Below are 25523 nucleotides of genomic sequence, written 5' to 3'. Positions count from 1 at the left end.
CTCACTCTGTCCCCACCGTGCCCTGTCCCTGTCCTGGCTCTGGCCCGGCTATGAGCGAAGGTCGGGAAGGAGAGGCGTGAGTGCGTTCCACCGCGAGATCTGGCACCCGTCGCCGCGGTCGAACCTGGCGTCGACGGGCCGCCCCGCCCAGGTTCCGGTGACATGCGCGGTGGCCGGACCGCCGTACTGCATCGTGCACATGGTCCCCGGCGACACCGGGGCGAACGGATCCTTGCCCCAGCGAGCCCCCCGGTCGAGCGCACCGCACGCCCCGCTCACGTCGGGGTGACTGCCACCGTCGGGATGACACTGCAGGTCGTACGTCCCGTCCGCACCGCTCCCCGCGTCGTGGACGGTCACCGTCAGCCGGTCCCGGGAGTCCTCGTCGCGGGCGGGCGGGGGCATCAGGGCCGGCTTCGGGGCGGTGGCCGAGGCCGGGCCCGGGGAGGGGCTGAGGAAAATCGGTTCGACGTGCGCGATGACCGGCCCGAGGGACTTGAGGGAGTCGGCGGAGGTGAGGGAGTCGGCGGGCAGTGCGGTGGCCGACCCGGCGGGTACGGCGGACAGCGCGGCGGCGGACGCGGCCACAGTGAGAACGAGACGACGCAACATGACCTCACTAACGCCACGCACCGCGCACAGTTGCGCGGAGTTCCGGTCACTCGCGCGCCGAGCCGGTTCTCGTCCCTCCCCTCCCCTCACTCACCCCCTCACTCCGCTGTCCGCGTCCCGGCCCCTGCTGTGCATCCCGTCTGCCGCTTCGCCCGCTCCCACCACATTTGGACTTTGCTCTGCGGCCCGCCTGCCTAGTACCGTGGGAGGCGATTGGTGACAGCCCACTCGGCTGTGTCATCATCTGCACGCACCACTCGCGCTCGCGCGGGCGGTTGTGCGGGAGGCGTCGCCTAGTCCGGTCTATGGCGCCGCACTGCTAATGCGGTTTGGGACTTCAATCCCATCGAGGGTTCAAATCCCTCCGCCTCCGCACCAAGATCCGAAGCCCCGGCCCATCTGGTCCGGGGCTTCGGTGTAACCCCAGGCCAGAGCATGTCTGCGCAGCTCACAAGGGGTGCGGCAAACGGATTTCACATGGCGACGGCAGTCATGTAATGTTCTTCCTGTCGCCGCGAGCGGGCCCGAAAGCCCAGGAAACGGGACAAAAACAAAACAAGCACTCGTAGCTTAACGGATAGAGCATCTGACTACGGATCAGAAGGTTGCAGGTTCGAATCCTGCCGAGTGCACAGCAGACCAGGGGCCCCGTGGAGTAATCCACGGGGCCCCTGGCTTTTGTCTTGATGGCGGGGTTCGACGGCAGTCACTTCAAGGGTGGATGCGGGGGCTAGTGGTCATGGCAGGAGTCTCCTGCCGGGGCTGCTCCGCGGAAGTTCGTTGAGGGGTGTTGATCGAGTGGTCCTGACCTCTCGGTGTGCCTCCGTGTCGGCGGCCGTCGGGCGGGTGGGGCGTCCGAACACCTGCCCCCGGCGCCTTCCGTAGGCTCCTGGCATGTCTTACGGGGTGGATGCGCGGGAACTGTACGAGGCCCTGGCGTGCGATGAAGGGGTGGAGCCGTACGAGACGATCGTCCTGCCGTGGCTTGACCGGGCACGGGACGGCTACCGCGGCTGGCTGGCCACGGCGGCTGAAGACGGCGCATGGCGGGCCGAGAAGGAAACGGAGCCGAACGCCCGGGAACTCGTGCGGGAGCTCTACGCCCTGCACCGGGTCAGCGACCGGCTGTTGCTCACCTTTCAGCCTCCCTCCGGCGAGCCCGGTTCCCCGGACCCGCGGCCCCTGCTCTCGGAGCGCGAGTACCTCGACGTGTTCACGTCGCTCGGCATGACGCCGTTCGAGGATGGTGGCGCATTCGACCCGTTCCTCCACGAGATAGTCGAGGTCGAACAGGCCGACGACCCGCACGCGCCGATCGAGATCACCGAGGTCCGCTGGCCCGGCCTGATGCTGGGCCGGCTGCTGTTCAACCGGGCCGGTGTGCGGATCCGCGCCGGCATCGAGCACGCGCAGCGCGGCGTCGCGGACCGCTCGCCGCTGTACTGGACCTTCCGGCGCCGCCACCGGCCAACGGTCGACCTGTCCCAGGGCTGGGGCAGCAATTCCCAGTGGCGCACCGACTTCCGCCTCGACTACCGGACCCCGGCCGGCGATCGGCTCAACGTGGCGGGGGACCGCCCGATCGACGGCAGCGGCGATCTGCACCCCGGCCACCCGAAGAATCTCAGCCCCGAGGAACGGCTCCTGATGCCCGGCGACCGGCGCGAGCTGTTGCGCCACCGCTGCCTCCTGCGTGCACCCGGGGCCGCCGACGCACTGGCCGGATCGCCCGGTTGGGAGCGGGACCTGATGCCCTTCGACTGGCGGCTTCCGGACTCCGAGGCCTGACCCCGGGGGCAGCCGGGGCTTTCTCTGGCGAGCCGTCGGGTAGTCCGCTGAGCAGGATGTTGTCCGCGTAGCTGGGTTGCCGGCCAGGTGGAGCGCGAAACCTCGGGTGTGCAGTACGCCAGTGAAGGGTGAAGCGCAGGCGCCACGGTCGGAGGCTGTACTCGCTGAGCAATTCGGCTGCGACGTAAGCGAATCCGGCACGGGAGCGGACCGGGATGGCGTCCACCTGCGGCCACCGCTTACGGGCGTGGCGGCTCAGGCGCTGGCGCTGGCGCTGGCGCAGATGGTGCTGCGTCGATTCCGACGGACAGGGCACCTGACGGCACTCGTCTTGATGTCTCGTGGCTGGCTGGGCGCCGCGGTCTCGAATTTTGTCGACTTGCCTCACGTCAGGTGGTCGGGCTGGGCGCCGGTCCTTGTGGGCTGCGTGTTTCTGCCGTGGGAGTGGCGACGAGTGTGGCGTCGCCAGGCTCCGTACGACGGGCGGTAGCCCAGATGGCGATCCACTCCTCGGCCGCCGCCCGGGGTTCAGGGGTGGGCTTGTGTGAAGGCGGCGGTCGGTAGTGGGGTCAGGGTTTCCTCCCAGGCGATACAGATGCCGAGCTCCTGTTCCAGGAAGCGGAGGAAGGCGATGTCAGGTAGTTCGTCGGCTGTGTAGGTGAAGCCGGGTACCTCGGCTTCCGGCGTGGTGTGCTCCTGGCCCGACGCTCGCGGTTCGTAGTAGGCCACCACCTCGCCTGCACGGGCGTAGCCGACCTGCTGCATGCCCGCGCCGCTGCGGAACATGGTGTAGGCCCGTGTGCCGCGTGACAACGGCACCAGGCAGTTCGTGGCGCGGCTCGAGAAGCTCTCGATGGCGTAGGCCCAACCAGGGACGGCGCCGGCCCGGACGATCACCTGTGGGTGCGACAGAAATCCGGCTTCCTCCAGCCGTGCCACGAGGTCCTCGTCCTCCCGGTCCAGGAACCCCAGATCGCTCAGGTGGCCGTCCTCCGGCCGGAAGTGCAGCTCGGCGACCGCGTGGTCGGTCAGTTCGTGGACGTGCGAGGGCTCCGCACCCATCCGCACCAGCAGTTCCTGCGGCGTGATTCCCTCACACAGCGTGAAGGTGTAGCCGCCGTCATACGCGTCCGCTATCCATCGCAGTCCGTTCTCCATCTCGCGCCCTCCCTCGGTTGGCCACATCGGTCGCAAGGTAGCCCGGCCCGGCAAGTCCGTTGCTGTGTGGGGGAGGGAGAGAACCGACCGCTTTCGGGCCTGCGTTGATGCTCCTATTGGCTGTCAGTGGTGGCCTCTACGCTTTTGGTGATGGCACAGGCGTGGAGATGTACGGGGCTGGGGTGGGCCGGGGGTGTCCCCGTGCTCGGGTGGGACGGGGGGCGCAGGAGTGCGTTGACCTGGGGGAAGCAGGTTGCGTTCGGCGTGGTGGACGGGGGCGTGCGGAGGTGTGTGGGGGCGCGGGGGAACGCGTGTCCGGTGAGGGCCGCGGTGCCCGGGCGGAGTGTCGGAGCCCGGTGCGAGGAGTGCGGGCGGCTGGAGCGGGCCCACTCCGTCGCCGCGGACACCATCGCGGACGATCATCGGCCCTACTCCGTCTATCTGGCCTGGTTCGGGCCCGGGATGGTCAAGGTCGGGATCACCGCCGTCGAGCGCGGGTCGGCTCGGCTCCTGGAGCAGGGAGCCGTTGCCTTCAGCTGGCTGGGGCGGGGGCCGTTGATGGCCGCCCGGCGGAGCGAGGAGCTGCTGCGTACGGTCCTCGGCGTACCGGACCGGATTCCCTACGACGCCAAGCGGGTCGTCCGCAGTGCGCTGCCGGACACGGAGGCCCGGGCGGCGGAGATCCGTGAGCTGCACGCGCGGGCGCTGGGACTCGGCGGGTGGCCCGAGTCCTTGGAGCGGATGCCGTTCGAGGCGGTCGATCACGCCGGTGCCTTCGGGTTGGGTGGGTTGCCACCGGCCTGGGGTGTCGTCAGCGAGCTGGTCGAGGGGGGCGTGGTGAGGGGGGAGCTGGTCGCCGCCGCCGGGCCCGATCTGCATCTGGCCACCGAGCGCGGGGTCGTCGTCCTCGACACACGGCTGATGGCCGGGTGGGATCTGACCACCGCGCCTGCGGTGCCTGCCGTGCCCGGCGCGGACGCCTCGCCCGGCGTGCCTGCGGTACCCGGCGCACCCGCGGCCCCCGCAGCGAACGGCCCCGCCACCCCCACCGTCACCGCCCCCGGAATCACCGTCCCCATACGAGAGTTGACGAATCCGAACGACGCCGTCGTCCAGGACGGGCTCTTTTGAAGGGGCGGAATGGTCAAGACCTCGATCCCTTTTGGACCCCGTTCGGAAAGGCGTTGGACGTCGGGGACCGCAGGACCCGAGAGTGGCTGACATGAGCGATCACCTCATTGCACCTGTCGCCGCCCGCGAACCCCCGTACTACGCCGTCGTATTCACGTCCCTGCGGACCGAAGGTGACAACGGGTACGGCGAGACCGCCGAGCGCATGGGAGAGCTGGTCAAGGAGGTTCCCGGGTTCCTCGGGGAGGACTCCGCACGGACGCCCGGCGGGCTCGCGATCACCGTCGCCTACTTCCGGGACGAGGCCGCCATCGAGGAGTGGCGGAACCATCTGGAGCACCGGGCGGCGAAGACGTACGGGCGCGAGCACTGGTACGAGCGCTACAGCATCCACATCGCCAAGGTCGAGCACAGCCACGGGTTCGTGCGGGAACCGAACCAGGCTCGGGAGCAGGAGCAGGAGCAGGAGCAGGAGTGGGAGCAGGAGTGGGCGTGAACGAGATGGATGGCCGGCATGACTCGGACGGCGTACGGCAGTTCTGGACGCGGCTCGGGCTCCCCGGGCTCGTCGACATCCATACCCACTTCATGCCCGAGCGCGTTCTGCGCAAGGTGTGGGCCTACTTCGACGGGCTCGGGCCGCTGACCGGCGGTGTGGAGTGGCCGATTACCTATCGCGGGGACGAGGACGAACGACTCGCGGTGATCCGGGAGTTCGGGGTGCGGGCCTTCACGGCCCTGCTGTACCCGCACCGCGCGGGCATGGCCCAGTGGCTCAACGGCTGGGCCGCCGACTTCGCCCGGCGGACCCCGGACGTCCTGCACACCGCGACGCTGTTTCCCGAGCCGGGCGTCGGGACGTATGTGCGTGAGGCCGTCGAGGCGGGGGCGCGGGTCTTCAAGGCGCACGTGCAGGTGGGGGCGTACGACCCGGGTGACCCGCTCCTGGACCCCGTCTGGGGACTGCTCGCCGAGGCCGGGATCCCGGTCGTGACGCACTGCGGATCCGGGCCGGCGCCGGGCAAGCACACCGGGCCAGGACCGGTGGCCGGGGTGCTGGCCCGGCATCCCCGGCTGCGGCTGGTCGTCGCACATCTCGGGATGCCCGAGTACGAGGACTTCCTCGGGCTCGCGGAGCGGTACGAGGAGGTGCGGCTGGACACGACAATGGCGTTCACCGACTTCAGCGACCGTTTCTCGCAGTTCCCGGTCGAGGCGCTGCCCCGGCTCGCCGACCTGGGCGACCGGGTCCTCCTCGGCACCGACTTCCCGAACATCCCGCACCCGTACGTCCATCAGCTGCACGTCCTGGAGCGGCTGGGCCTGGGTGACGACTGGCTGCGAGCCGTTTGCTACGAGAACGGGGCACGGCTGTTCGGGATCATGGATCCCACCGGGATCACGGATCCCACCGGGATCATGGACCCCACCGGGATCACGGGTCCCGCCGGGGACCCCCACTCCTTCGGGGTCAGGCCGTCACAGTGATCCCGCCCCTCCCTGCCGGATCACGCGCTCACCATGATCCCGAACTCCTGCGGGACCGACCCGTCACCGTGGGTGCTGAGCGCCTCCCAGGTGTTCCCTGAGAGGCGCCTGTGCGTTTCTCAGGCAAATCACAGGTTCCGGAAAGGATGTTCTCAGCGGCGCCGAGCAATGTGTCGGCTATGACCACGACCTCGCCCCAGGGGCGCACCGAACTGCTGAGGCCGGACGGGAGCCCCGTCCGAGTGCTTGTGGTGGACGACGAGCTGTCGATCACCGAGCTGTTGTCCATGGCCCTTCGCTACGAAGGCTGGCAGATCCGCAGCGCGGGTGACGGGACGGGGGCGATTCAGACCGCTCGCGACTTCCGGCCCGACGCCGTCGTCCTCGACATGATGCTGCCCGACATGGACGGGCTGACCGTCCTGGGGCGGCTGCGCCGCGAGCTGCCCGACGTGCCCGTTCTGTTCCTTACCGCAAAGGACGCCGTCGAGGACCGCATCGCCGGGCTCACCGCCGGCGGCGACGACTACGTCACCAAGCCCTTCAGCCTCGAAGAGGTCGTGGCCCGGCTGCGTGGGCTGATCCGCCGTTCCGGCGCCGCCGACCGCCGCAGCGACTCCACGCTCGTCGTCGGGGACCTCACCCTCGACGAGGACAGTCACGAGGTGTCGCGCAGCGGCGAGGGCATCCACCTCACCGCGACCGAGTTCGAGCTGCTGCGCTTTCTGATGCGCAACCCGCGCCGGGTGCTCAGCAAGGCGCAGATACTCGACCGCGTGTGGTCCTACGACTTCGGCGGTCAGGCCAATGTCGTCGAGCTGTACATCTCCTACCTGCGCCGGAAGATCGACGCCGGTCGCGAGCCGATGATCCACACGCGGCGCGGAGCCGGTTATCTGATCAAGCCCGCGGCGTCATGAGCGGACGACGACGGCCGCGAGCGCAGAAGAGGCGAGGACGACAGCCGCGCACCCTGCGGACGCGGCTCGTCGTCTCGGGAGTGGCGCTCATTGCCGTGGTCTGTGCGGTGATCGGCACCGTGACGACCATCGCACTGCAGAATCATCTGTACGAGCAGTTGGACAGCCAGCTCGGCGAAGCCGCGATGCGCGCGACGGGAGGCCCGCTGAAGCCGGGGGGCGGGAACCCGGACGCCAACATCCCGAACAACCAGCTTCCGGGCGCCAACGGCAACTCCACCTCGCAGAACAACACCTTCGAGTTCCTCACCCGGGGGCCGAGCCAGGAGAACACCATCGCCGCCGTCGTGCAGAGCGGCGCGATCACCGACGCGGTCATCTCCCAGGAGAAGACCGACACCAGCGGCGGCTTCCAGGAGATGGACACCCAGCCCCTCACCGAGGCGCAGCAGGCCGCGCTCGCCTCCGTGTCCACGACCGGCGTGCACAGCGTGGAGATCCCCGGCCTCGGCCAGTACCGCGTCAAGTACCAGTCGGGTATCAAGGGCGACTTCTACATCGCCATCCCCACCAAGTCCGTCACCAACACCATCAGCACCCTCATCATCGTCGAGGTGTGCGTCACCGGCGCCGGTCTGATCGCCGCCGGCATCGCGGGCAGCGTGCTCGTCGGCGTGGCCCTGCGCCCGCTGCGCAAGGTCGCCGCCACCGCCACCCGCGTCTCCGAACTCCCCCTGCACAGCGGCGAAGTCACCCTGTACGACCGTGTCCCCGAGTCCCAGGCCGACCCACACACCGAGGTCGGCCAGGTCGGCGCGGCCCTCAACCGGATGCTCGACCACATCCACGGCGCCCTGCACGCGAGACAGCAGAGTGAGACGCGGGTACGGCAGTTCGTCGCGGACGCGAGCCATGAGCTGCGTACGCCACTGGCGTCCATCCGCGGCTACGCCGAGCTGACCAGACGCGGCCGCGAGGAGACCGGGCCCGACACCCGGCACGCGCTGGGCCGGATTGAATCCGAAGCCGGGCGCATGACCCTCCTTGTCGAGGACCTTCTGCTGCTCGCGCGGCTCGACGCCGGGCGGCCCCTGCAGTACGAGCAGACCGATCTCGTACCGCTCGTCATCGACTCCGTGAGCGACGCCCGGGCGGCCGGACGTGACCACAACTGGCGCCTGGACCTGCCCGACGAGCCCGCGCTCGTCCTCGCGGACGCGGCCCGGCTGCAACAGGTGATGGTCAATCTGTTCGCAAATGCACGCACGCACACACCCCCGGGCACGACGGTGACGGCACGTGTCCGCCAGCAGGGACCGTGGATCTGCGTGGACGTCCAGGACGACGGGCAGGGCATTCCGCCGGAACTGCTCCCGCACGTCTTCGAGCGTTTCGCGCGCGGCGATTCCTCGCGCTCCCGCTCTTCCGGTTCGACCGGTCTCGGTCTGGCCATCGTGCAGGCCGTCGCGTCCGCGCACGGGGGCGCGGTGACCGTCGACAGTGTTCCCGGACGTACGGTGTTCACCCTGCATCTGCCCGCGCTGCCCGTGGAAGCGCCCGTAACAAGTTCGCAAACGTACTCACAGGTTCAGCACAGTGCCACCACATGGGCGCAACAGGGCACGTGAGGAAAGTAGTTGGCATGCGAACCGACTCTTCTCCCGGCAACCTGCCGGCGCGGGAGCACCTCCCGGCCGGGTCCGCCGGTACGCCTGTCCTGGACGTTGTGATCCCCGTCTACAACGAGGAGAAGGACCTTCAGCCGTGTGTGATGAGACTGCACGAGCACCTCAAGCGCACCTTCCCCTACGAGTTCCGCATCACCATCGCGGACAACGCGTCGACCGACACCACTCCGCAGGTCGCCGCACGGCTGGACGCGGAGATTCCGGAGGTCAGGGCCTTCCGGCTGGAGCAGAAGGGCCGGGGCCGGGCGCTGCGCACGGTGTGGTCCGCCTCGGACGCGCCGATCCTCGCGTACATGGACGTAGACCTGTCCACCGACCTCAACGCCCTGCTGCCGCTGGTGGCTCCGCTGATCTCGGGCCACTCGGACCTCGCGATCGGCTCGCGGCTCGCGCGGAGTTCGCGCGTGGTGCGCGGTGCCAAGCGGGAGTTCATCAGCCGTACGTACAACCTCATCCTGCGCGGTTCGCTGCAAGCGCGCTTCTCCGACGCCCAGTGCGGCTTCAAGGCGATCCGGCGTGATGTCGCCCAGGTGCTGCTGCCGCTGGTCGAGGACACCGGCTGGTTCTTCGACACCGAGATGCTGGTGCTCGCCGAACGCGCCGGGCTCCGCATCCACGAGGTGCCGGTCGACTGGGTCGACGACCCGGACTCGACCGTCCACATCGTCAAGACCGCGACGGACGACTTGAAGGGCGTCTGGCGGGTCGGCCGCGCCCTGGCCACCGGCTCACTGCCGCTCGACCGGCTCGCCCGGCCCTTCGGAGACGACCCTCGCGACCGTGAGCTGATCGACGTACCCAAGGGTCTCGCCCGCCAGCTCGTCGGCTTCTGCGTGGTCGGCGCCCTGTCCACGCTCGTCTACCTGCTGCTCTACAGCGGCTTCCGGATGTTCTCGGGCTCGCAGGTCGCCAACGCGCTCGCCCTGCTGGTCTCGGCCGTCGCCAACACGGCCGCCAACCGGCGTCTGACCTTCGGCGTACGCGGCCGGGGCGGCGCCGTCCGTCACCAGGCCCAGGGTCTGGTCGTGTTCGGTATCGGCCTCGCCCTCACCAGCGGTTCGCTCGCCGCCCTGAACGCGGCGACGACCGACCCCGGGCACTCCACGGAGCTGGCGGTGCTCATCGCCGCCAACCTCGCGGCGACGGTCCTGCGGTTCCTGCTCTTCCGCGCCTGGGTCTTCCCCGACCGGCGCGACGAGACGCCCTCCCCCGTCGTGGCGGGCCATCACCCTGCCTCCCCCACCTACTCGGCGGCGGTTCCGGCTCCGCAGCAGTACCAGAGCTATCAGGGTCACCAGGGCCACGAGCACCTGCCGTTGCCCCAACCTCCGTACGACACAGACCAGTTCCGCGCCGGCGAAGCCGCGGACCGCACCTACGGGGACGCGACCATGCAGTTGGAAGCGGTACGCCCGTACGACGACGATCCGAATCCGAGGAACGCACGATGACGACCCAGTCCGATACGAGCTATCAGGGGGGAGCGAATCCCCCCACAGGCACCGCGGATCCCGCCGCGGGGCCGACGGCCTCGACGGCCGTACACGAGCCGGTCGTGCCGACCGCCTCCCCCGACTCCGGTGAGCCCAAGCAGCCCTTCGCGCGCCGTGTCTGGCGCGGCCGGCCCGAGGACCCGAGCTGGGCGCGCCCCGCGTTCCTCGGCCTGCTGGTCGTCACCGCCGTGCTGTATCTGTACAACCTGAGCGCCTCCGGCTACGCCAACTCCTTCTACTCCGCGGCCGTCCAGGCCGGCAGCGAGAGCTGGAAGGCCTTCTTCTTCGGCTCGCTGGACTCCTCCAACGCCATCACCGTCGACAAGCCCCCGGCCTCGCTGTGGCCGATGGAGCTGTCGGTACGGATCTTCGGTCTCAGTTCGTGGGCGATCCTCGTTCCCGAGGTGCTCATGGGCGTCGCCACGGTCGGCGTCCTGTACGCGGCCCTGCGGCGCCGCTTCAGCCCGGCAGCGGGTCTGATCGCGGGCGCGGTGCTCGCGCTCACCCCTGTCGCCGCGCTGATGTTCCGGTTCAACAACCCGGACGCGATCCTCGCGCTGCTGATGACCGTCACGGTCTACTGCGTGATCCGCGCCCTGGAGGACGGCCGTACGAAGTGGCTGGTCTGGGCGGGTGTCGCGGTCGGCTTCGCCTTCCTGTCGAAGACCCTGCAGGCCTTCCTGGTCCTGCCGCCGCTCGCCATCCTGTACGCGGTCTGCGCGCCGGTGAAGCTGAAGAAGCGGTTCGTGCAGCTGGGCTGGTCGACGCTCGCGCTGCTCGTCTCGGGCGGCTGGTGGGTCGCGATCGTCGAGCTCTGGCCCGCGTCTTCGCGCCCGTACATCGGCGGCTCGCAGAACAACTCCTTCCTTGAACTGACCTTCGGCTACAACGGACTTGGCCGTCTCAGCGGCGACGAGGCCGGCAGTGTCGGCGGAGGCGCCGCCGGTAGCACCGGGCGGTGGGGCGTGACCGGCTGGGACCGGATGTTCAGCGACGAGGTCGGCAGCCAGGTCTCGTGGCTGCTGCCGGCCGCGCTGATCCTCTTCGTCGCGGGTCTGGTGCTCAGCCGGAAGGCCAAGCGGACCGACCTGGTGCGCAGTTCGTTCCTCGCCTGGGGCGGCGCGCTGCTGATCACCACGCTGATCTTCAGCTACATGGCTGGCATCTTCCACCAGTACTACACGATCGCCCTGGCCCCCTACATCGCCGCCCTGGTCGGTATGGGCGCGACGGTGCTGTGGGCGGAGCGCGCCAAGATCTGGGCCTCGCTCACCCTCGCCGCCTCGGTCACCGCGACCGCGGCCTGGGGGTACGTCCTCCTCAACCGCACCCCCGACTACCTGCCCTGGCTCAAGTGGCTGGTCCTCGTCGGCGGTCTGGTCGGCGCCCTCGGTCTGGTCTTCGTGGCCAAGCTGGGCCGCCAACTGGCCCTCGCCGCAGCTGCGTTGAGCTTCGTGGCCGCGATCGCGGGTCCGACCGCGTACACGCTCAGCACGGTGAACACCGGGCACACCGGGTCCATCGTGACGGCCGGTCCTGCGGGCGCGAGCCGGGGCGGGTTCGGCGGAGGCGGTGGCGGAGGCGGTGGCGGCGCAGGCGGTGGCATGCGCGGTGGCGCGCCTGGCCAGAACCAGCAGGGCGGCACCACGGGCCAGCCTCCGACCGGTGGCGGCGGTGGCTTCCCCGGTGGTGGCGCGAACGGCAACACCCAGCAGCAGGGCAAGGGCGGCGCGGCCGGTGGCGGTGCGGCCGGGGGCGGCATGGGCGGTGGTGGTGCGGCCGGTCTGCTCAACGGCGCGACCGTCACCGACGAGGCCAAGGACCTGCTGCAGAAGAACGCCGGAGACTACACCTGGGCGGCCGCGGCCATCGGTGCCCAGAACTCCGCCAACTACCAGCTCGCCACCGGCGACCCGGTGATGGCGATCGGCGGCTTCAACGGCACCGACCCGTCGCCGACGCTGGCCCAGTTCCAGCAGTACGTGGCCGACGGCAAGATCCACTACTTCATCTCAAGTTCGACAGGGGGTGGCGCCATGGGTGGCGGCAGCGCTGAAGGCACCTCCTCCCAGATCACCACCTGGGTCGAGGCCAACTACACGAAGGTGACGGTCGGTTCGGCCACCTTCTATGACCTGACGCAGCCGACCAGCGGTGCGAGCAGCAGCTGAGTGATTCTGCCGAGTCGTCTCCGACGGCTTGATTCAGGAGGGCGGTGGCCCGGGGCGTTTGCTCCGGGCCACCGCCCATTTCGGTTGTCGGGCGATCACTACTGTGTTGTACGCCGTACAGGGGCGTTCTTTACGGCGGCACGCTGCTCGGGCTGCTGCTGATCGGCGTGGGCTGCGCGATCGCCAACCCCGCTGTGGCGCACGCCAGGGCGGGGCGGGCGCGCGGTTCCCAACTCCCGTTTCTCCGCGCTGATTCCGGCGGCCGCGACCTCGCTGCCCGCGCTGCTCGCGATGGCGGGCTCGGCGCACGAGCGGCGGCATTGCTGCGGCGGGCCGAGAGGGAAGAATCGGTTGTGGCGGTTTCCGTGTAACGCACGCTTGGCATCGTCAAGGAAGGCGGATCGGAGAGTTCCGGCCGCCCTCCTTGAAGTAGCGAGTTCGAGTTCGAGTTCCGAGGAAGGTGCGCCATGGTGAGGGCAGCTGACCGGGCCGAGCGTCCGGCGCGGGCCAGTGTCTGGCTGGAGGGCAGGGCTCCCCGGGGCGGGGCGGCCCCGCGTGGTGGCGGTCAGCCCTCGGGGCTCGACCGGGACCGGATCACCGAGGTCACGGTGCGGTTGCTCGACGCGGAGGGGATGGGGAAGTTCTCCATGCGCCGGCTGGCCGCCGCGCTGAACGTCACCGCGATGTCCGTGTACTGGTACGTCGACACCAAGGACGACCTGCTCGAACTGGCCCTCGACGCGGTGTTCGGTGAACTGGAGCTGCCGGAAGCGGAGTCGGGCGAGGACTGGCGGGATCAGCTGCGTGGCCTTGCCGGCGGCTATCGGGCGCTGCTGGTGCGCCATCCCTGGGTGTCCCCGCTCATCGGGACCTTCTTGAATATCGGCCCGCACGCCATGGCCTTCTCGCTCCGTGTGCAGGAGGTGCTCCGCAGGACGGGGCTGCCCCCGCACGGGCAGATGGGCGCGCTCTCGGCGGTCTTCCAGTTCGTGTACGGGTTCGGCACGATCGAGGGTCACTTCGTGCAGCGGTGTGCCTCGGCGGGGATGAGCCAGGACGAGTACCACCGCCAGGCCATGAGCACGATCGTCGAACAGCCCCGGTTCGCGGAGCACTTCGGGCGTTCCGCGGATCTCCGGGAGGCGCGTGGTGGTGACACGGTCGAGGAGATGCGGGAGCGGGACTTCGGGTTCGCGCTGGAGACACTGATCGCGGGGATCGAGGCGATGGTGGCGCGGGGCGGCTGAGCGTAGAGGCCGCTTACGGGCTGTGGGTGGGTCGGGGCCGCGCCGGTACATCCGCCCGCATCCGAACGGATCGACTGGGGTTTGTCAGTGACCGTGGGGCTCGGATCCGTTCGGATGCGGGCATTTGATGTACCGACACGGCCGCTCCCGCCGGTGGGCGGCCGCGGGTGTGTCGTCCGGTGCGGTCAGTTCTCGTCCTGCGGGGCCGCCAGGCGGGCCGGGAAGCCGCCGGTTGCCACCGGGCTCCAGCGGTCAGGGGTGACCCGGATGATCGACTTGCCCTGCTTGAGCATGGCCTCGCGGTACTCGTCCCAGTCCGGGTGCTCGCCGGCGATGTTGCGGTAGTACTCGACGAGGGGCTCGACGGAATCGGGCACGTCGAGGACCTCGGCCGTGCCGTCGACCTGGACCCACGGGCCGTTCCACTCGTCGCTCAGGATGATCAGGCTGACCCGCTCGTCCCGCTTGGCGTTGCGGGTCTTGGCGCGTTCGGGGTACGTCGAGACGACGATGCGGCCGGAGTCGTCGACCCCGCAGGCCAGCGGGGAGCCCTGGGGGCTGCCGTCGGCGCGGCGGGTGAGCAGGATGGCGCGGTGGCGGGGACGTACGAAGTCCAGAAGCTCTTCGCGGGACACGGGGGTGTTCGTTGCGGTGTTCGGTGCCATGGCTCGCAGCCTAGGGCCTGGGGTGGCTGTGTGGATGTCCCTGGTGTTCCTATGTCTGCGGGAGGGATTCGCCCTGTAGGGCCTGGATGTCCAGTTCCACCTTCAGTGTGGTGCCGATGGCCGCGATGCCTGCCTGGAGGATCTGGTTGTAGTTCATCGCGAAGTCCTCGCGGTGGAGGTCGGCCGTGGCGCGGAATGCCGCGCGGGTGCCGCCCCAGGGGTCGGCGCCGGTTCCCAGGTAGGCCAGGTCCAGGTCGACCGGGCGTACGACGCCGTGCAGGGTCAGTTCGCCGTGGACGGTCCAGCGGTCGGAGCCGGCGGAGGTGAGGCCCGTCGATCGGTAGGTGATCTCGGGGTACGTGAGGACGTCCAGGAAGTCCGGGGACTTCAGGTGTTCGTCGCGCATCGCGTTGCCGGTGTCGATGGAGGATGCCTTGATCACCGCCTCGACACGGGACTTGGCCGGCTCGTCCGGGGCGATCTCGATCCGGGCCGCGAAGTCGGTGAAACGGCCGTGCACGCTGGAGATGCCCAGGTGCTGGGCGACGGCGCCGACGGACGAGTGCGCCGGGTCGACGGTCCAGAGGCCGGGGGGCGGCAGTTCGGTGCCACCCTGGCGGGCGAGGGTCACACTGCCGACCTCGGCCCGGCCGCTCGCCGTGACGAGGGCGCTGGAGGCCGTGGGGGCGTAGCCGACCGCCGTGACGATCACCGTGTACGCGCCGGGGGCGAGGGGCGTCGCGTCGTGCACGGCTCCTTCGGTGTCCGCCTCGGTACGCAGCACCTGTGTGCCCGTCACGTCGGTCACCGTGACGACCGCGTGCGACACGGCCCATCCGTCCCGCGTACGGATCCTTGCGGTCAGTCCCATCCCGTTTTCTCCCTGCAAGTCTGGTCAAAAAAGAACCGGCCCGTGAAAGTGCGCCTCCGCTCAGAGCGCGCCCCTCACGGGCCGGGATCCAATTACTCGCCGGGGTAGGCGAGTTCGATGTCGTGGGCGTCGACGCCGCCGCCGTTGACGGTGAGCGCGGTGGCCACCGGCGGGTAACCCGTCGCGATGACCGTGTACTCGCCGCTGTCCAGGTCGGTGAAGGCGTACGCCCCGTCCGTGCCGGTCCTGGAGGTGCCGACCACATTGCCGGCCGCGTCCACCAGCGTGACCCGCGCATCTCCGAGCGGGCCGCCCTGTGCCCGTACGACACCCTGGACCAGGGCACCGGAGGCGAGCTCGACCTCGACCCGGGTGACGCCGGCGCCGCCGACCTCGACGGGCAGTGCCACGGGCCGGTGTCCGGTGGCGTTGACCGCGACGGTCACGGAGCCCGGGATCAGCTCGGCGAAGGTGAACTCGCCCTGCGCACCGCTGGTTCCGGTGGCCAGCACATCACCGCGCACGTCGGTCACGATGACCATGGCGTCCTTGACCGGGCTTCCGGTCTCCGCGGCCCGTACGACACCGCTCAGGCCGCTCGTGCCGCTCAGCAGGATGTCGTACGTGACCGGCCCGTCGTTCACGAGGACCGTCGAGGCCTGCGGTTGGAAGCCGTCGGCGGAGGCGATCAGGACGTAACTGCCCACGCCGGGCGCGGCCACGGCGTAGGAGCCGTCGGCCTGCGCGACCGAGCGGCCCAACTGCCGTCCCGCCAGCGAGATCAGCGTGACCGCGGCCTGCGGCACGGGCGCGCTCTCGGTGCCCCGGACGTACCCGCGTACCGGAATTCCGCTGGGTGTGGTGGAGGTGGTGGAGGTGATGGCCATGGGGGTGCTTTCCCTCTCCGGCGTGGCGGAGGTCGTGGGCTGTTGCGTGTCATCGGGGGCTGCCGTGGCCCAGCTCGGGACCTTCTCCTCGGCCGGCGAAACCTCCGCCGCTGCCTGTGCCAGGCCGCCCGAGGTCCGCAGCGGGACCTCCTTGATGAACAGCGTCACGAAGAAGGCGAGCAGCGCCATTGCCCCGGCGATCAGGAAGACGTCCGCGATGCCGTGGCCGTATGCGCTCTCCACGACGGTGCGCAGCGGCGCGGGCAGCTTGTCGACGTCCGGGATGGTGCTCTCGGAGCTGGAACCGGCCGCCAGGGAGGCGTACTTGGGGTCGAGGCCGGCCAGGCCGTCCTTGATGTAGTCGGTGATCCGGGTGGCCATCACCGCGCCCAGTGCGGAGACGCCGATCGCGCCGCCGAGGGAACGGAAGAACGTCACCGTGGAGCTGGCCGAGCCGAGGTCCGCGGGGGCCACCTGGTTCTGCGTGGACAGCACCAGGTTCTGCATCATCATGCCGACGCCGAGACCCATCAGCGCCATGAAGATCGCGATGTGCCAGTAGACCGTGTCGTACCGGATGGTGCCCAGCAGGCCCAGCCCGGCGGTGACCAGGATGCCACCGCTGACCAGCCAGTACTTCCATCTGCCGGTCTTGGTGATGACCTGTCCGGAGACGGTGGAGGAGATGAACAGACCGAGGATCATCGGGATGGTCATGACGCCGGACATCGTCGGCGACTTGTCCCGGGCCAGCTGGAAGTACTGGCTGAAGAAGACCGTGCCGGTGAACATCGCGACGCCCACGAAGAGCGAGGCGATGGAGGAGAGGGTGATGGTGCGGTTGCGGAACAGCCGCAGCGGGATGATCGGCTCGCTCGCCTTCGACTCGACGAGCACGAACAGCAGCCCGAGCAGGATCGATCCGCCGACCATCGCGTACGTCTGCCAGGACACCCAGTCGTACTTGTTGCCGGCGAAGGTGACCCAGACCAGCAGCAGCGAGACGGCGGCGGAGATGAAGAACGCGCCACCCCAGTCGACCTTCACCTCGCGCTTCACGACGGGCAGGTGCAGGGTCTTCTGCAGCACGATCAGCGCGACGACGGCGAACGGCACACCGACGTAGAAGCACCAGCGCCAGCCGAGCCACGACGTGTCGGTGATGACACCGCCCAGCAGCGGACCGCCGACGGTCGCGACCGCGAACGTCGCGCCGAGGTAGCCGGAGTAACGCCCGCGCTGGCGCGGGGAGATCATCGCGGCCATCACGATCTGGGCGAGGGCGGACAGACCACCGACGCCGACGCCCTGCACCACACGGCAGGCGATCAGCATGCCGGGGTTCTGCGACAGTCCGGCGGCGGCCGAGCCGAGCACGTAGACGATGAGCGCTATCTGTACGAGCGTCTTCTTGCTGTACAGGTCGGAGAGCTTGCCCCACAGGGGCGTCGTCGCGGTCATGGCCAGCAGCGAGGCCGTGACGACCCAGGTGTAGGCGGACTGGCCACCCCCCAGGTCGCCGATGATCTCGGGGAGCGCGTTGGTGACGATGGTCGACGACAGGATCGCGACGAACAGTCCGAGCAACAGCCCGGAGAGCGCCTCCATGATCTGCCGGTGTGTCATCGGAGCGCCGTCGGCGGATCCGGAGGACCCACCCCCGTGCTTGGCGTGCGCCCGCACACCGGACGGTGTGGTGGTAACCATGGGCTTCCTTCTGTTGCGTACTTTCGTACCTATGCGGGTGTGCGGGTGGTGATCAGTGGTTGGTCAGTTGTGGCCTCGTGTGCCCGGGGGAGCCGGTGAGGAGTGGCTCGGCAGTCGCCGAAGCTCTCGCGCAGCCTGCCCATGAGGTGGATGAGGAGCCCGACCTCGTGGTCGGACCAGTCGCTCAGCCGGTCGGCGAGGAGATGCGAGGTGCGCCGGGACAGCTCGTCGAGCCGTGCGTGTCCGGCGGGGGTGAGGCGCAGGATGCGTGAGCGTTTGTCGGCCGGGTCGGCGGACCGTTCGATCCAGCCCCGGTCCGCGACGTGTGCGACATGGCGGCTGGTCACCGACATGTCCACGGCGAGCAGCTCGGCGAGCCTGCTCATGCGCATTTCGCCGTACCGGCCGAGCAGCGTCAGCACGGTGGCGGAACCCGCGGGGCAGTCGGGCGGCAGGATTCGTGCCAGGTCCCTCTTCACCGCACCGATGGCGCTGAGCTGACGAGCCAACTCCTCGTACTGCGCCTGCTCGGCCATCGTCCCTCCGGTATTCGTTGCTCGGGGCAACCATAAATAAGTTGGTTGCTACAGGCAAACTAAATCGGAGATTCACGCCCTAAAACCTTGGCAAAGGCAAGGTTGGCGAACGTAAATTCGCAGGTCGGAGCGGGGGTCAGGGCGGGCCGTTCAGGCCCACGCGCAGGCCGCGGAGGGCCGGGGGCGGAACCCCCGCGCTTGGGCAACCGTCCGGCGTTCGCTAGTGTCCTGGGCCATGGCACACACCCAGGGCCCCGAGGGCAACCACGACCCCGCGGGAAGCACCCAGATGTTCCGCGCATTCGTCGACGAGGCCCCCCAGGGCCGGCAGCAGCAGGCGGTGGCCGCTCCGGCGGGCCCCCGCATCGGCCTGATCATCGGAGTCGTTCTCGCCGTCGCGGTCGTGGCCGCGGTGGCCTGGCTCGCACTCATGTAAACCGCTGTTCCGGTCGCCGACGCGGCGGGCGCCCTTGCCGCTCGTGGCGTCGGGGGTCGCGCGCCGCCGGGCGGCATCCACCTCACGCGTCGATGTACGGGGACGGGGCGCGCGGGGGAGCAGGCGCTCGGCTACGTCCAGTCCATGGACACGTCCCGCGTCTCGACATGCATGCCCAGCGGCACACTCCCCCACTCTCGGCTTCGCTCGAGCGGGGGGACCTCCATCGCCTCGACGCACACCGTCCAGGTCTTCGTCCGCTCCGCGCCCGCGGCGATCGGCGCCGGCAACTCCTTGTTGGACTCGATCGTCGCCCAGTCGATCCCCAACGCCCCGATGATGTGCGCCCCGAAGGTCACCGTGCCCGAACGCACCGCCGTACCGCCGGTGTTGCGGAACGAGACGGTGACCTGCTCGCACCACCGGTGATCGGTGCTCGCGCGCCCGGGGGCGCCGACGGTGAGTGCGGCCGGCTTGGGCTCCGCGGGAGTCGCAGAAGGCGCAGGGGGTGCGCCGGTCGGTGTTTCCGAGCCGGAACTTCCGTCCGTACGGCCGGAGTCCGCATCGCCCGGTGATGTCGTACGTCCGTCTCCGGGGGCGTCGCTCGCGGTCCCCGCCCCTGGTGCGGGCGTGCCGCTTCCGTCATCCCGGGTGTCCGCCGCGCCTGAAGTCCCGTTCCCCGCCGCACCCTTGGCACTTTCGGATGCCGAGGTCGGGGGGCCAGGGGGATCAACTGCACGTCCCCCGTGGGCGCCACCGCCGGGCCGGACGCGGGGTGCTGCACGGCGACGTAGCCGCCCCGCCGTCCCCGGCGCCGCAGGCGACGAGCGCGCTCCCCAGACACACGACAGCCGCCGAGGCACCCACAAGGGCACCTCGGCGACCAGGAGTCACACGGATCCACTGTCGACGCAGCATCGCGACAGTGTGACTGACGCTCCGTCAAATATGAACCCTCGGGCCGGTTGGCTGGTTCGCCGGTACACCGGTCTCGCGGGCGGTTCAGTCCGAGATGAGCCCTTCCCGGAGCTGCGAGAGCGTCCGGGTCAGGAGCCGGGAGACGTGCATCTGCGAGATGCCGACCTCCTCGCCGATCTGCGACTGGGTCATGTTCGCGAAGAAGCGGAGCATGATGATCCGGCGCTCGCGGGGCGGCAGTTTGGCGAGCAGCGGCTTGAGGGACTCGCGGTACTCGACGCCCTCCAGAGCGGTGTCCTCGTAGCCGAGGCGGTCTGCGAGGGAGCCCTCGCCGCCGTCGTCCTCGGGGGCGGGTGAGTCGAGGGAGGACGCCGTGTACGCGTTGCCTACCGCGAGGCCGTCGACCACGTCCTCCTCGGACACGCCGAGTGCGACGGCGAGTTCGGCGACGGTGGGCGAGCGGTCGAGCTTCTGGGAGAGCTCGTCGCTGGTCTTGGTGAGGGCGAGCCGCAGCTCCTGGAGGCGGCGCGGGACGCGCACCGACCAGGACGTGTCGCGGAAGAACCGCTTGATCTCACCGACGATCGTCGGCATCGCGAACGTGGGGAACTCCACGCCGCGTTCGCAGTCGAAGCGGTCGATCGCCTTGATCAGGCCGATCGTGCCGACCTGGACGATGTCCTCCATCGGCTCGTTACGGGAGCGGAAGCGCGCCGCCGCGTACCGGACGAGCGGGAGGTTGAGCTCGATGAGGGTGTCCCGAACGTAGCCACGCTCGGGGCTGTTCTCGCCCAGTGCGGCGAACCGCAGGAACAGGGAGCGGGACAGGGTGCGGGTGTCGATGGCCCCTGAGGTCGTCGGTGCCGGGACGGCCCGGGCGGCCGGAGCGGCATCGGGGGCCGGAAGGGCTGGAACATCGACAACGTGAAGCACGTCGGGCGCGGATTCGCTCTTTGTGAGCGTGAGCACCTTCGAGCTGCCCTGGTCTGCGGACATGCCACCCCCTTTGGGTCGCGGACGGTCGCGGCGGACGCTCCCGTCGGAGGAACGCAGCCTCCACCTGAATACCGGAGGCGAGGCCGCGGCAAACGCGGTAGCCGCAGAATGTCACATGTCGGCAACACGCTGAAGTGATATGTCGACACAGTGAGGGTGAATAGGCCCTGGGTAGAGGGGGTCTGACGGTTTTTCAGCGCCGAACGACCGGAAAAGACGCCGGTGAGCGATTCGCTCTTACCGGTTACGCCTCGATCCTGTTTGCGGATCTGAGGCGCGCGAAGCTACGGGCCAGGAGCCTTGACACATGCATCTGGGACACGCCGAGTTCCGCGCTGATCTGTGACTGCGTCAAATTGCTGTAGTAGCGCAGGAGAAGGATTCTCTGCTCGCGCTCGGGCAGTTGTACGAGGAGGTGGCGTACGAGGTCACGGTGTTCGACCCCGTCGAGGGCCGGGTCCTCGTAGCCGAGCCGGTCGAGCAGTCCGGGCAGCCCGTCGCCCTCCTGGGCGGCTTCGAGGGAGGTCGCGTGGTACGAGCGTCCGGCCTCGATGCAGGACAGCACCTCCTCCTCGGTGATCCGCAGCCGCTCGGCGATCTCGGATGTGGTGGGCGAGCGCCCGAAGGCCGTCGTGAGGTCCTCCGTGGCGCTGTTCACCTGCACCCACAGCTCGTGCAGCCGACGCGGTACGTGGACGATGCGGACGTTGTCGCGGAAGTACCGCTTGATCTCCCCGACGACGGTCGGCATCGCGAAGGTCGGGAACTGCACGCCCCGGTCGGGGTCGAACCGGTCGATCGCGTTGATCAGGCCGATCGTGCCGACCTGGACGACGTCCTCCATGGGCTCGTTGCGGCTGCGGAAGCGGGCGGCGGCGTACCGGACGAGGGGGAGGTTGGCCTCGATGAGCGCGCCGCGTACGCGGTTGTGCTCGGCGGTGCCCGGCTGGAGCCCCTTGAGCTGGCCGAAGAGCACCTGCGTGAGGGCCCGGGTGTCGGCGCCGCGGCGCCGCTCCGGGGCGACCTCCTGGGGCGGGTCCTGCACGACCACGACGTCTTCCGGCGGCGTTTGGGGTGAGACCTGGGAGACCTGGGGCGGTGTCTGCGGCGGAGCAGCCTGCGGGGGTGTCTGAGGCGGTGTCTGCAGAGATGTCTGTGGCGGGGCCTGCAGGGATGCCTGTAGGGGCGTCTGTAGTGGTGCTTGCGGCGGTGCTTGCGGCGGTGCTTGAGGCGCAGTACTGGCCGGCACGGTCAACTCCACCTCTGTGATCCGTCAGATCCATCAACTCATCCGTCAAAAGCGGTCATAGCATCACAAGACATGTGCACTGTGTGCAAGCACCGCATAACGCCGTGTTGAACGAGATTTAGGGAGAGTTGGGACCCGAGACGCAAAACAGCCCCTCGCCGGTTGCGGCGAGAGGCTCGGGGGGCGCGCCTCGGAAGGGCGAGCCGGGCGGCTCAGAACGGATAGTCGGCGATCACCCAGGTCGCGAACTCGCGCCACAGCGCGACGCCCGCCTGGTGTGCCGGGTGGTCCAAGTACCGCTTCAGCGCGTCGATGTCGTCCACGGCGGAGTTGATCGCGAAGTCGTACGCGATGGGCCGGTCGGTGATGTTCCAGCCGCATTCCCAGATGCGCAGCTCCGGGATCTGCGCGCCGAGCGCCCCGAACGCGGCGACGCCCGCGACGACACTCGGGTCGTCGCGCTCGACACCCTCGTTGAGCTTGAAGAGGACCAGATGGCGGATCACGGGCACTCCCTGGTGGTGCGGTTCTTGGTTCAGTCCTGGGCCCCGTTGGCGATCCAGGTCATGAAGTCGCCGACGGCCTGGGCAGCGTTCGATATGCCCTCGAACCCTATCTGGACGTAGTCGGCCGCCGTCTTCGGATCCGTGATGATCACGTAGAGCGCGAAGACCACGAGTACATAGACGGCGATCTTCTTCGAATTCACCGCCATCGCGGCCTCCCCTGTGACTGCTGCGCCCGGTGGGGCCCTGTTGACGGCCGCGAGTGTAACCTTCACACCCCCTTTAGGGGCCAACGGCCCGCTGGTCGTGGCCCTTTGCCGGGCGCGAACGCACGAAGGGCCCCGTCTCTCGACGGGGCCCTTCTCAAGCGGTAGCGGAGGGATTTGAACCCTCGGTGACTTGCGCCACACTCGCTTTCGAGGTCTGTTCGTGTCGGTTGGAGCTTGATGCACGCGCGTTCAGCCCCGTTCACCCTCGTGCTCCCGCTCGGCGCGCGAACCGGTACGGACGGCGCTGGACGGGGGTGAATGAGACGGAAACTGAGACGGCCGCCGACCGGTCGCGAGGTCGCCTACCGGGATCGTCGGCACTCACCCCAAGGCGCCTCCGTAGCGGCACGCGCGGCTGGGGTTGCTCGGTCGTCTCGACGGTGACGCCTTCCATGTCGTGATCTCCGCATTTGCGCAGGCCAGAGGTAACCATCGTCAGACGAGGTGCGGCAGAGTCCGTATCACGGTGAAGTGGAGATGTCCGGGCGTAGATGCCCGGGCGTAGATGTCAAGACTCCGGCCAGAAAGATGACCCGGAAGAAGGGAGTCTTGCGCTCGCCAGGCTACTTGCCCACAATAACCCATCACTATGATCTGAATATCGTTCATGTCGCGCAGAAATTACAAAACAGACAACGGGGGGCGAAATGGATCAAAGTTCCTTAGTGGCAGTTGCTTCCGTCATTGTCGCAGTTCTCGGGGGAGCGGCAGTTGCCCTGAAGATCTCTTTCAATAGGAGGAACGAGGCAAGAGGAGACCACAGCAGGTCTTTGACCGTGGATGGTGACGGGAACATTGCTGCAGGCGGCAACGTCACCTTCAGCGCCCCTCCGTCAGCAGAGCCCGGCCAGCAGAACGGGACTGACTGACATGGAACAATCAGTCCCTCCCGGTCAGCAGGGCCCGGTCAGTGAAACGGGGCTGACTGAGATAGAAAAAATCCTGGTCAAAGTCTCTGGCACTGGGAACGTCACCGCAGGCAGAGATATCTTCCTCCATGGCAACCTCTACACAGCCGCGAGTGCAGAGAAGGCTCTAAGTAGAGTCGATAAGAGTGACATAGCCGACGCTGTGGTAGCAGGGGTGCGCAAGGGGTACATCGCTCCCGCCGTCGCGACGCAGATCGCAGGTGCAGCGCCCGCCCGCCGACGGACAGGATCCTGGGGTGTACTCGTATGGCCCGGCATAGCCGTCGCTTTCATGCTGGTGGCCGCGCTGTCTCAAGTGGACGTGGACTGGTTGCGGACCAGGAATTTCTTGATCACCGGTGGCCTGGTGTGGCTGGCATGGGTTTCAGTTAAACGGGGCTGGTGGTAGTTCCCTCCCGGGCCATATCGGGCCGACACTGCGGGCACGCCGTGCGCAAGGCGGCGAGCGCGTCAGGTCTGATGCCGACCGACGCTCCCGGCCTCGCCCGCCCGCGTTCCAACACTCCCCGACGTGTGCGAGCGCGGGCGGCACCTGCTCCTAGCGGGTTCTCTTGCGTTGACGATGGCGAGGCGAGCGCGACGGTTACCAGCGCAGGGCAATTCCCCTCCCCGTGCCGCGGCTGGGGCCCCGGTCGATGACGCCGAGTTCTTCCATCTTGTCGAGTTGGTACGCGACTGACCCCGTGCTCGACAGTCCCACGCTTCGGCAGATCTCCCGCATCGAGGGAGTCTCCCCGCGGTCGGCTACCCAGTCCCTGATGCACTGCAGGATGCGTTCCTGCTGTTCCGTGAGGCGGCCCTCTGCCTCCTCCAGCTCCCGGACCTGTCGACGCAGGTCGACCCTCGCCCCTGGCGACCGGCCGGCCCTCGTCTCCCAGAACGGGTGGGAGGCAAGCCGGGCGGAGAGCTGCTGCAACCGACGACGCAGTGCGGCCGTGTGCAGCGGTCGACGCTCAAGCGCCGCATAGGTGCGGTTCCAGTCGCGTTGAGCCTGGATCAGATCGAGCGGAAACGTCGTGTGCGCCATGGCCAAAATTCAATCATGTGTTCGATTATTGACGCGAGGGCCGGCGCGAAGCCGAGTCGACAACCACGGTGGGATCCGGGTATCGGGCTACCCGCGCAGATGCCTCTGCGCAACCGCTGCGGGTGCAGCGCACTGCCAGACGGCGCATGCTAATGAGAGGGGAACGTCTCGGGGGCCGGGCTCGGTTACCGCGCCCTTTCATAGGAGGCATCCCATGCCCCTAACCGTTCAGATCTTCCTGTCTCTGGCACTTGTCGTGCTGGTATCGGGCGTCGTCATTGCGCTCCTGGGCTTCCCCAAGCATGCGGTCCAGGCGCCTGCCGCATCGCGAGAGCGCGTCCGTTCACTGGCGGGTCTTCTTGCGGTGCTCGGCAGCGACGCCGCCATTGTCTTCGTCGTCATCTGGGGTGTCGGCAGGCTCGGAGGTGCGTCCTCGCCGGAAGCGATCGCGCTTATCACGGGTGCATTCACGGCCGTGGGCACGATGTCAACCGCATACCTGGGTATCAAGGCTGTGGCCAATACGGCACAGATCCTTGCCTCGGAGCAACCGGGTGGGGGAGGGAGTTCTGACGAGGGCGGGGGCTCTAACGGCAATGGCTCGGACGATCCAAACGACGGGGGCGAGCAAGCGGCTGATGCGAAGGCGGCTGCGGGTGGACAGCTTGAAGAGCCCCTTCAGGAGCGTGGTGCCGACCAGGAGCGTGGTGCCGACGGGCAAGCGGCTGATGCGAAGGCGGCTGCGGGTGGACAGCTTGAAGAGCCCCTTCAGGAGCGTGGTGCCGACCAGGAGCGTGGTGCCGACGGGCAAGCGGCTGATGCGAAGGCGGC

Annotated in this window: 24 protein-coding genes and 2 tRNA genes; 14 read left to right on the top strand and 12 right to left on the bottom strand. The window is 68.8% G+C overall.

Features of this window, described 5'->3' with window-relative positions; translation table 11 throughout:
• Positions 1–48: 48 nt before the first annotated feature.
• Positions 49–612 carry an SSI family serine proteinase inhibitor gene (locus ACFWP7_RS14255; protein WP_384381137.1) on the bottom strand — a complete coding sequence of 188 codons (564 nt, stop codon included), beginning with the start codon at positions 610–612 and terminating at the stop codon, positions 49–51.
• 282 nt (positions 613–894) lie between these two features.
• Between ACFWP7_RS14255 and ACFWP7_RS14250 the strand changes: the two genes are divergently transcribed.
• From ACFWP7_RS14250 to ACFWP7_RS14240, 3 genes are all read left to right on the top strand, one after another.
• Positions 895–985 (top strand) — tRNA-Ser (locus ACFWP7_RS14250).
• 186 nt (positions 986–1171) lie between these two features.
• Positions 1172–1244 (top strand) — tRNA-Arg (locus tag ACFWP7_RS14245).
• A gap of 262 nt (positions 1245–1506) precedes the next feature.
• Positions 1507–2400, top strand: a complete 894-nt coding sequence (locus tag ACFWP7_RS14240; protein WP_384381135.1) for a hypothetical protein — start codon at positions 1507–1509, stop codon at positions 2398–2400.
• 528 nt (positions 2401–2928) lie between these two features.
• Here ACFWP7_RS14240 and ACFWP7_RS14235 read toward each other — a convergent pair.
• Complete coding sequence (locus ACFWP7_RS14235; RefSeq protein ID WP_384381133.1) at positions 2929–3558, bottom strand: DUF6461 domain-containing protein; 630 nt, start codon at positions 3556–3558, stop codon at positions 2929–2931.
• Positions 3559–3708: 150 nt separating this feature from the next.
• Between ACFWP7_RS14235 and ACFWP7_RS14230 the strand changes: the two genes are divergently transcribed.
• The 8 genes from ACFWP7_RS14230 (at position 3709) to ACFWP7_RS14195 (ending at position 13696) form a co-directional block, all read left to right on the top strand.
• Positions 3709–4689 (top strand): DUF2797 domain-containing protein, encoded by a 981-nt coding sequence (locus tag ACFWP7_RS14230; protein WP_384381131.1) that lies wholly within the window; start codon positions 3709–3711, stop codon positions 4687–4689.
• 91 nt (positions 4690–4780) lie between these two features.
• On the top strand, positions 4781–5185 hold the full coding sequence (locus ACFWP7_RS14225) for an antibiotic biosynthesis monooxygenase family protein (RefSeq protein WP_384381129.1): 405 nt from the start codon (positions 4781–4783) through the stop codon (positions 5183–5185).
• A 5-nt stretch (positions 5186–5190) separates the two neighbouring features.
• On the top strand, positions 5191–6177 hold the full coding sequence (locus ACFWP7_RS14220; RefSeq protein WP_384381302.1) for an amidohydrolase family protein: 987 nt from the start codon (positions 5191–5193) through the stop codon (positions 6175–6177).
• A gap of 179 nt (positions 6178–6356) precedes the next feature.
• Positions 6357–7097: a response regulator transcription factor gene (locus ACFWP7_RS14215; protein WP_365440575.1), complete on the top strand. Its 741-nt coding sequence runs from the start codon at positions 6357–6359 to the stop codon at positions 7095–7097.
• Positions 7094–8725 carry an ATP-binding protein gene (locus tag ACFWP7_RS14210; RefSeq protein WP_384381127.1) on the top strand — a complete coding sequence of 544 codons (1632 nt, stop codon included), beginning with the start codon at positions 7094–7096 and terminating at the stop codon, positions 8723–8725. Before ACFWP7_RS14215 ends, ACFWP7_RS14210 begins: the two co-directional genes overlap by 4 nt.
• A gap of 14 nt (positions 8726–8739) precedes the next feature.
• On the top strand, positions 8740–10236 hold the full coding sequence (locus ACFWP7_RS14205; RefSeq protein ID WP_384381125.1) for a glycosyltransferase: 1497 nt from the start codon (positions 8740–8742) through the stop codon (positions 10234–10236).
• The gene (locus tag ACFWP7_RS14200; protein WP_384381123.1) at positions 10233–12449 is read left to right on the top strand and encodes an ArnT family glycosyltransferase; all 2217 of its coding nucleotides are present in this window, start codon (positions 10233–10235) and stop codon (positions 12447–12449) included. Before ACFWP7_RS14205 ends, ACFWP7_RS14200 begins: the two co-directional genes overlap by 4 nt.
• 467 nt (positions 12450–12916) lie before the next feature.
• Positions 12917–13696 (top strand): TetR/AcrR family transcriptional regulator, encoded by a 780-nt coding sequence (locus ACFWP7_RS14195; RefSeq protein WP_384381121.1) that lies wholly within the window; start codon positions 12917–12919, stop codon positions 13694–13696.
• A gap of 185 nt (positions 13697–13881) precedes the next feature.
• On the opposite strand, the gene ACFWP7_RS14190 is transcribed toward ACFWP7_RS14195, so the two are convergent.
• The 4 genes from ACFWP7_RS14190 to ACFWP7_RS14175 form a co-directional block, all read right to left on the bottom strand.
• Positions 13882–14361: a PPOX class F420-dependent oxidoreductase gene (locus tag ACFWP7_RS14190; RefSeq protein WP_384381119.1), complete on the bottom strand. Its 480-nt coding sequence runs from the start codon at positions 14359–14361 to the stop codon at positions 13882–13884.
• A gap of 49 nt (positions 14362–14410) precedes the next feature.
• Positions 14411–15232 carry a YceI family protein gene (locus ACFWP7_RS14185; protein ID WP_384381117.1) on the bottom strand — a complete coding sequence of 274 codons (822 nt, stop codon included), beginning with the start codon at positions 15230–15232 and terminating at the stop codon, positions 14411–14413.
• Positions 15233–15324: 92 nt separating this feature from the next.
• Positions 15325–17826, bottom strand: coding sequence for an MFS transporter (locus ACFWP7_RS14180; protein WP_384381115.1), 2502 nt, complete (start codon positions 17824–17826; stop codon positions 15325–15327).
• 29 nt (positions 17827–17855) lie between these two features.
• A complete protein-coding gene (locus ACFWP7_RS14175) occupies positions 17856–18362 on the bottom strand; it encodes a MarR family winged helix-turn-helix transcriptional regulator (protein WP_384381113.1) in 507 nt (168 codons plus the stop codon).
• Positions 18363–18597: 235 nt separating this feature from the next.
• Between ACFWP7_RS14175 and ACFWP7_RS14170 the strand changes: the two genes are divergently transcribed.
• A complete protein-coding gene (locus ACFWP7_RS14170; RefSeq protein ID WP_384381111.1) occupies positions 18598–18798 on the top strand; it encodes a hypothetical protein in 201 nt (66 codons plus the stop codon).
• 131 nt (positions 18799–18929) lie between these two features.
• On the opposite strand, the gene ACFWP7_RS14165 is transcribed toward ACFWP7_RS14170, so the two are convergent.
• The 5 genes from ACFWP7_RS14165 to ACFWP7_RS14145 form a co-directional block, all read right to left on the bottom strand.
• A complete protein-coding gene (locus ACFWP7_RS14165; RefSeq protein ID WP_384381109.1) occupies positions 18930–19172 on the bottom strand; it encodes a hypothetical protein in 243 nt (80 codons plus the stop codon).
• A gap of 628 nt (positions 19173–19800) precedes the next feature.
• Positions 19801–20712: an RNA polymerase sigma factor SigF gene (locus ACFWP7_RS14160; RefSeq protein WP_384381107.1), complete on the bottom strand. Its 912-nt coding sequence runs from the start codon at positions 20710–20712 to the stop codon at positions 19801–19803.
• Positions 20713–20956: 244 nt separating this feature from the next.
• The gene (locus tag ACFWP7_RS14155) at positions 20957–21961 is read right to left on the bottom strand and encodes an RNA polymerase sigma factor SigF (protein WP_384381106.1); all 1005 of its coding nucleotides are present in this window, start codon (positions 21959–21961) and stop codon (positions 20957–20959) included.
• A gap of 212 nt (positions 21962–22173) precedes the next feature.
• Positions 22174–22467 (bottom strand): Dabb family protein, encoded by a 294-nt coding sequence (locus ACFWP7_RS14150; RefSeq protein WP_384381104.1) that lies wholly within the window; start codon positions 22465–22467, stop codon positions 22174–22176.
• Between the two features lie 29 nt (positions 22468–22496).
• Complete coding sequence (locus ACFWP7_RS14145; RefSeq protein ID WP_384381102.1) at positions 22497–22676, bottom strand: hypothetical protein; 180 nt, start codon at positions 22674–22676, stop codon at positions 22497–22499.
• Between the two features lie 930 nt (positions 22677–23606).
• Here ACFWP7_RS14145 and ACFWP7_RS14140 point away from each other — a divergent pair.
• A complete protein-coding gene (locus ACFWP7_RS14140; protein WP_384381100.1) occupies positions 23607–24053 on the top strand; it encodes a hypothetical protein in 447 nt (148 codons plus the stop codon).
• 195 nt (positions 24054–24248) lie between these two features.
• On the opposite strand, the gene ACFWP7_RS14135 is transcribed toward ACFWP7_RS14140, so the two are convergent.
• Entirely contained in the window at positions 24249–24692 is a 444-nt protein-coding gene (locus tag ACFWP7_RS14135) for a LexA family protein (protein ID WP_384381098.1), read from the bottom strand.
• Between the two features lie 214 nt (positions 24693–24906).
• On the opposite strand from ACFWP7_RS14135, the gene ACFWP7_RS14130 reads away from it, so the two are divergent.
• Positions 24907–25523, top strand: a 617-nt coding sequence (locus ACFWP7_RS14130; protein ID WP_384381096.1) for a hypothetical protein, incomplete at its 3' end; no start/stop codon positions are given.

This window comes from Streptomyces sp. NPDC058470 (genome assembly GCF_042721055.1).
Classification (GTDB): Bacteria; Actinomycetota; Actinomycetes; order Streptomycetales; family Streptomycetaceae; genus Streptomyces.
The sequence above is the reverse complement of the archived record's forward strand: the minus strand, read 5'-3'. Positions and strand labels throughout refer to the sequence as shown.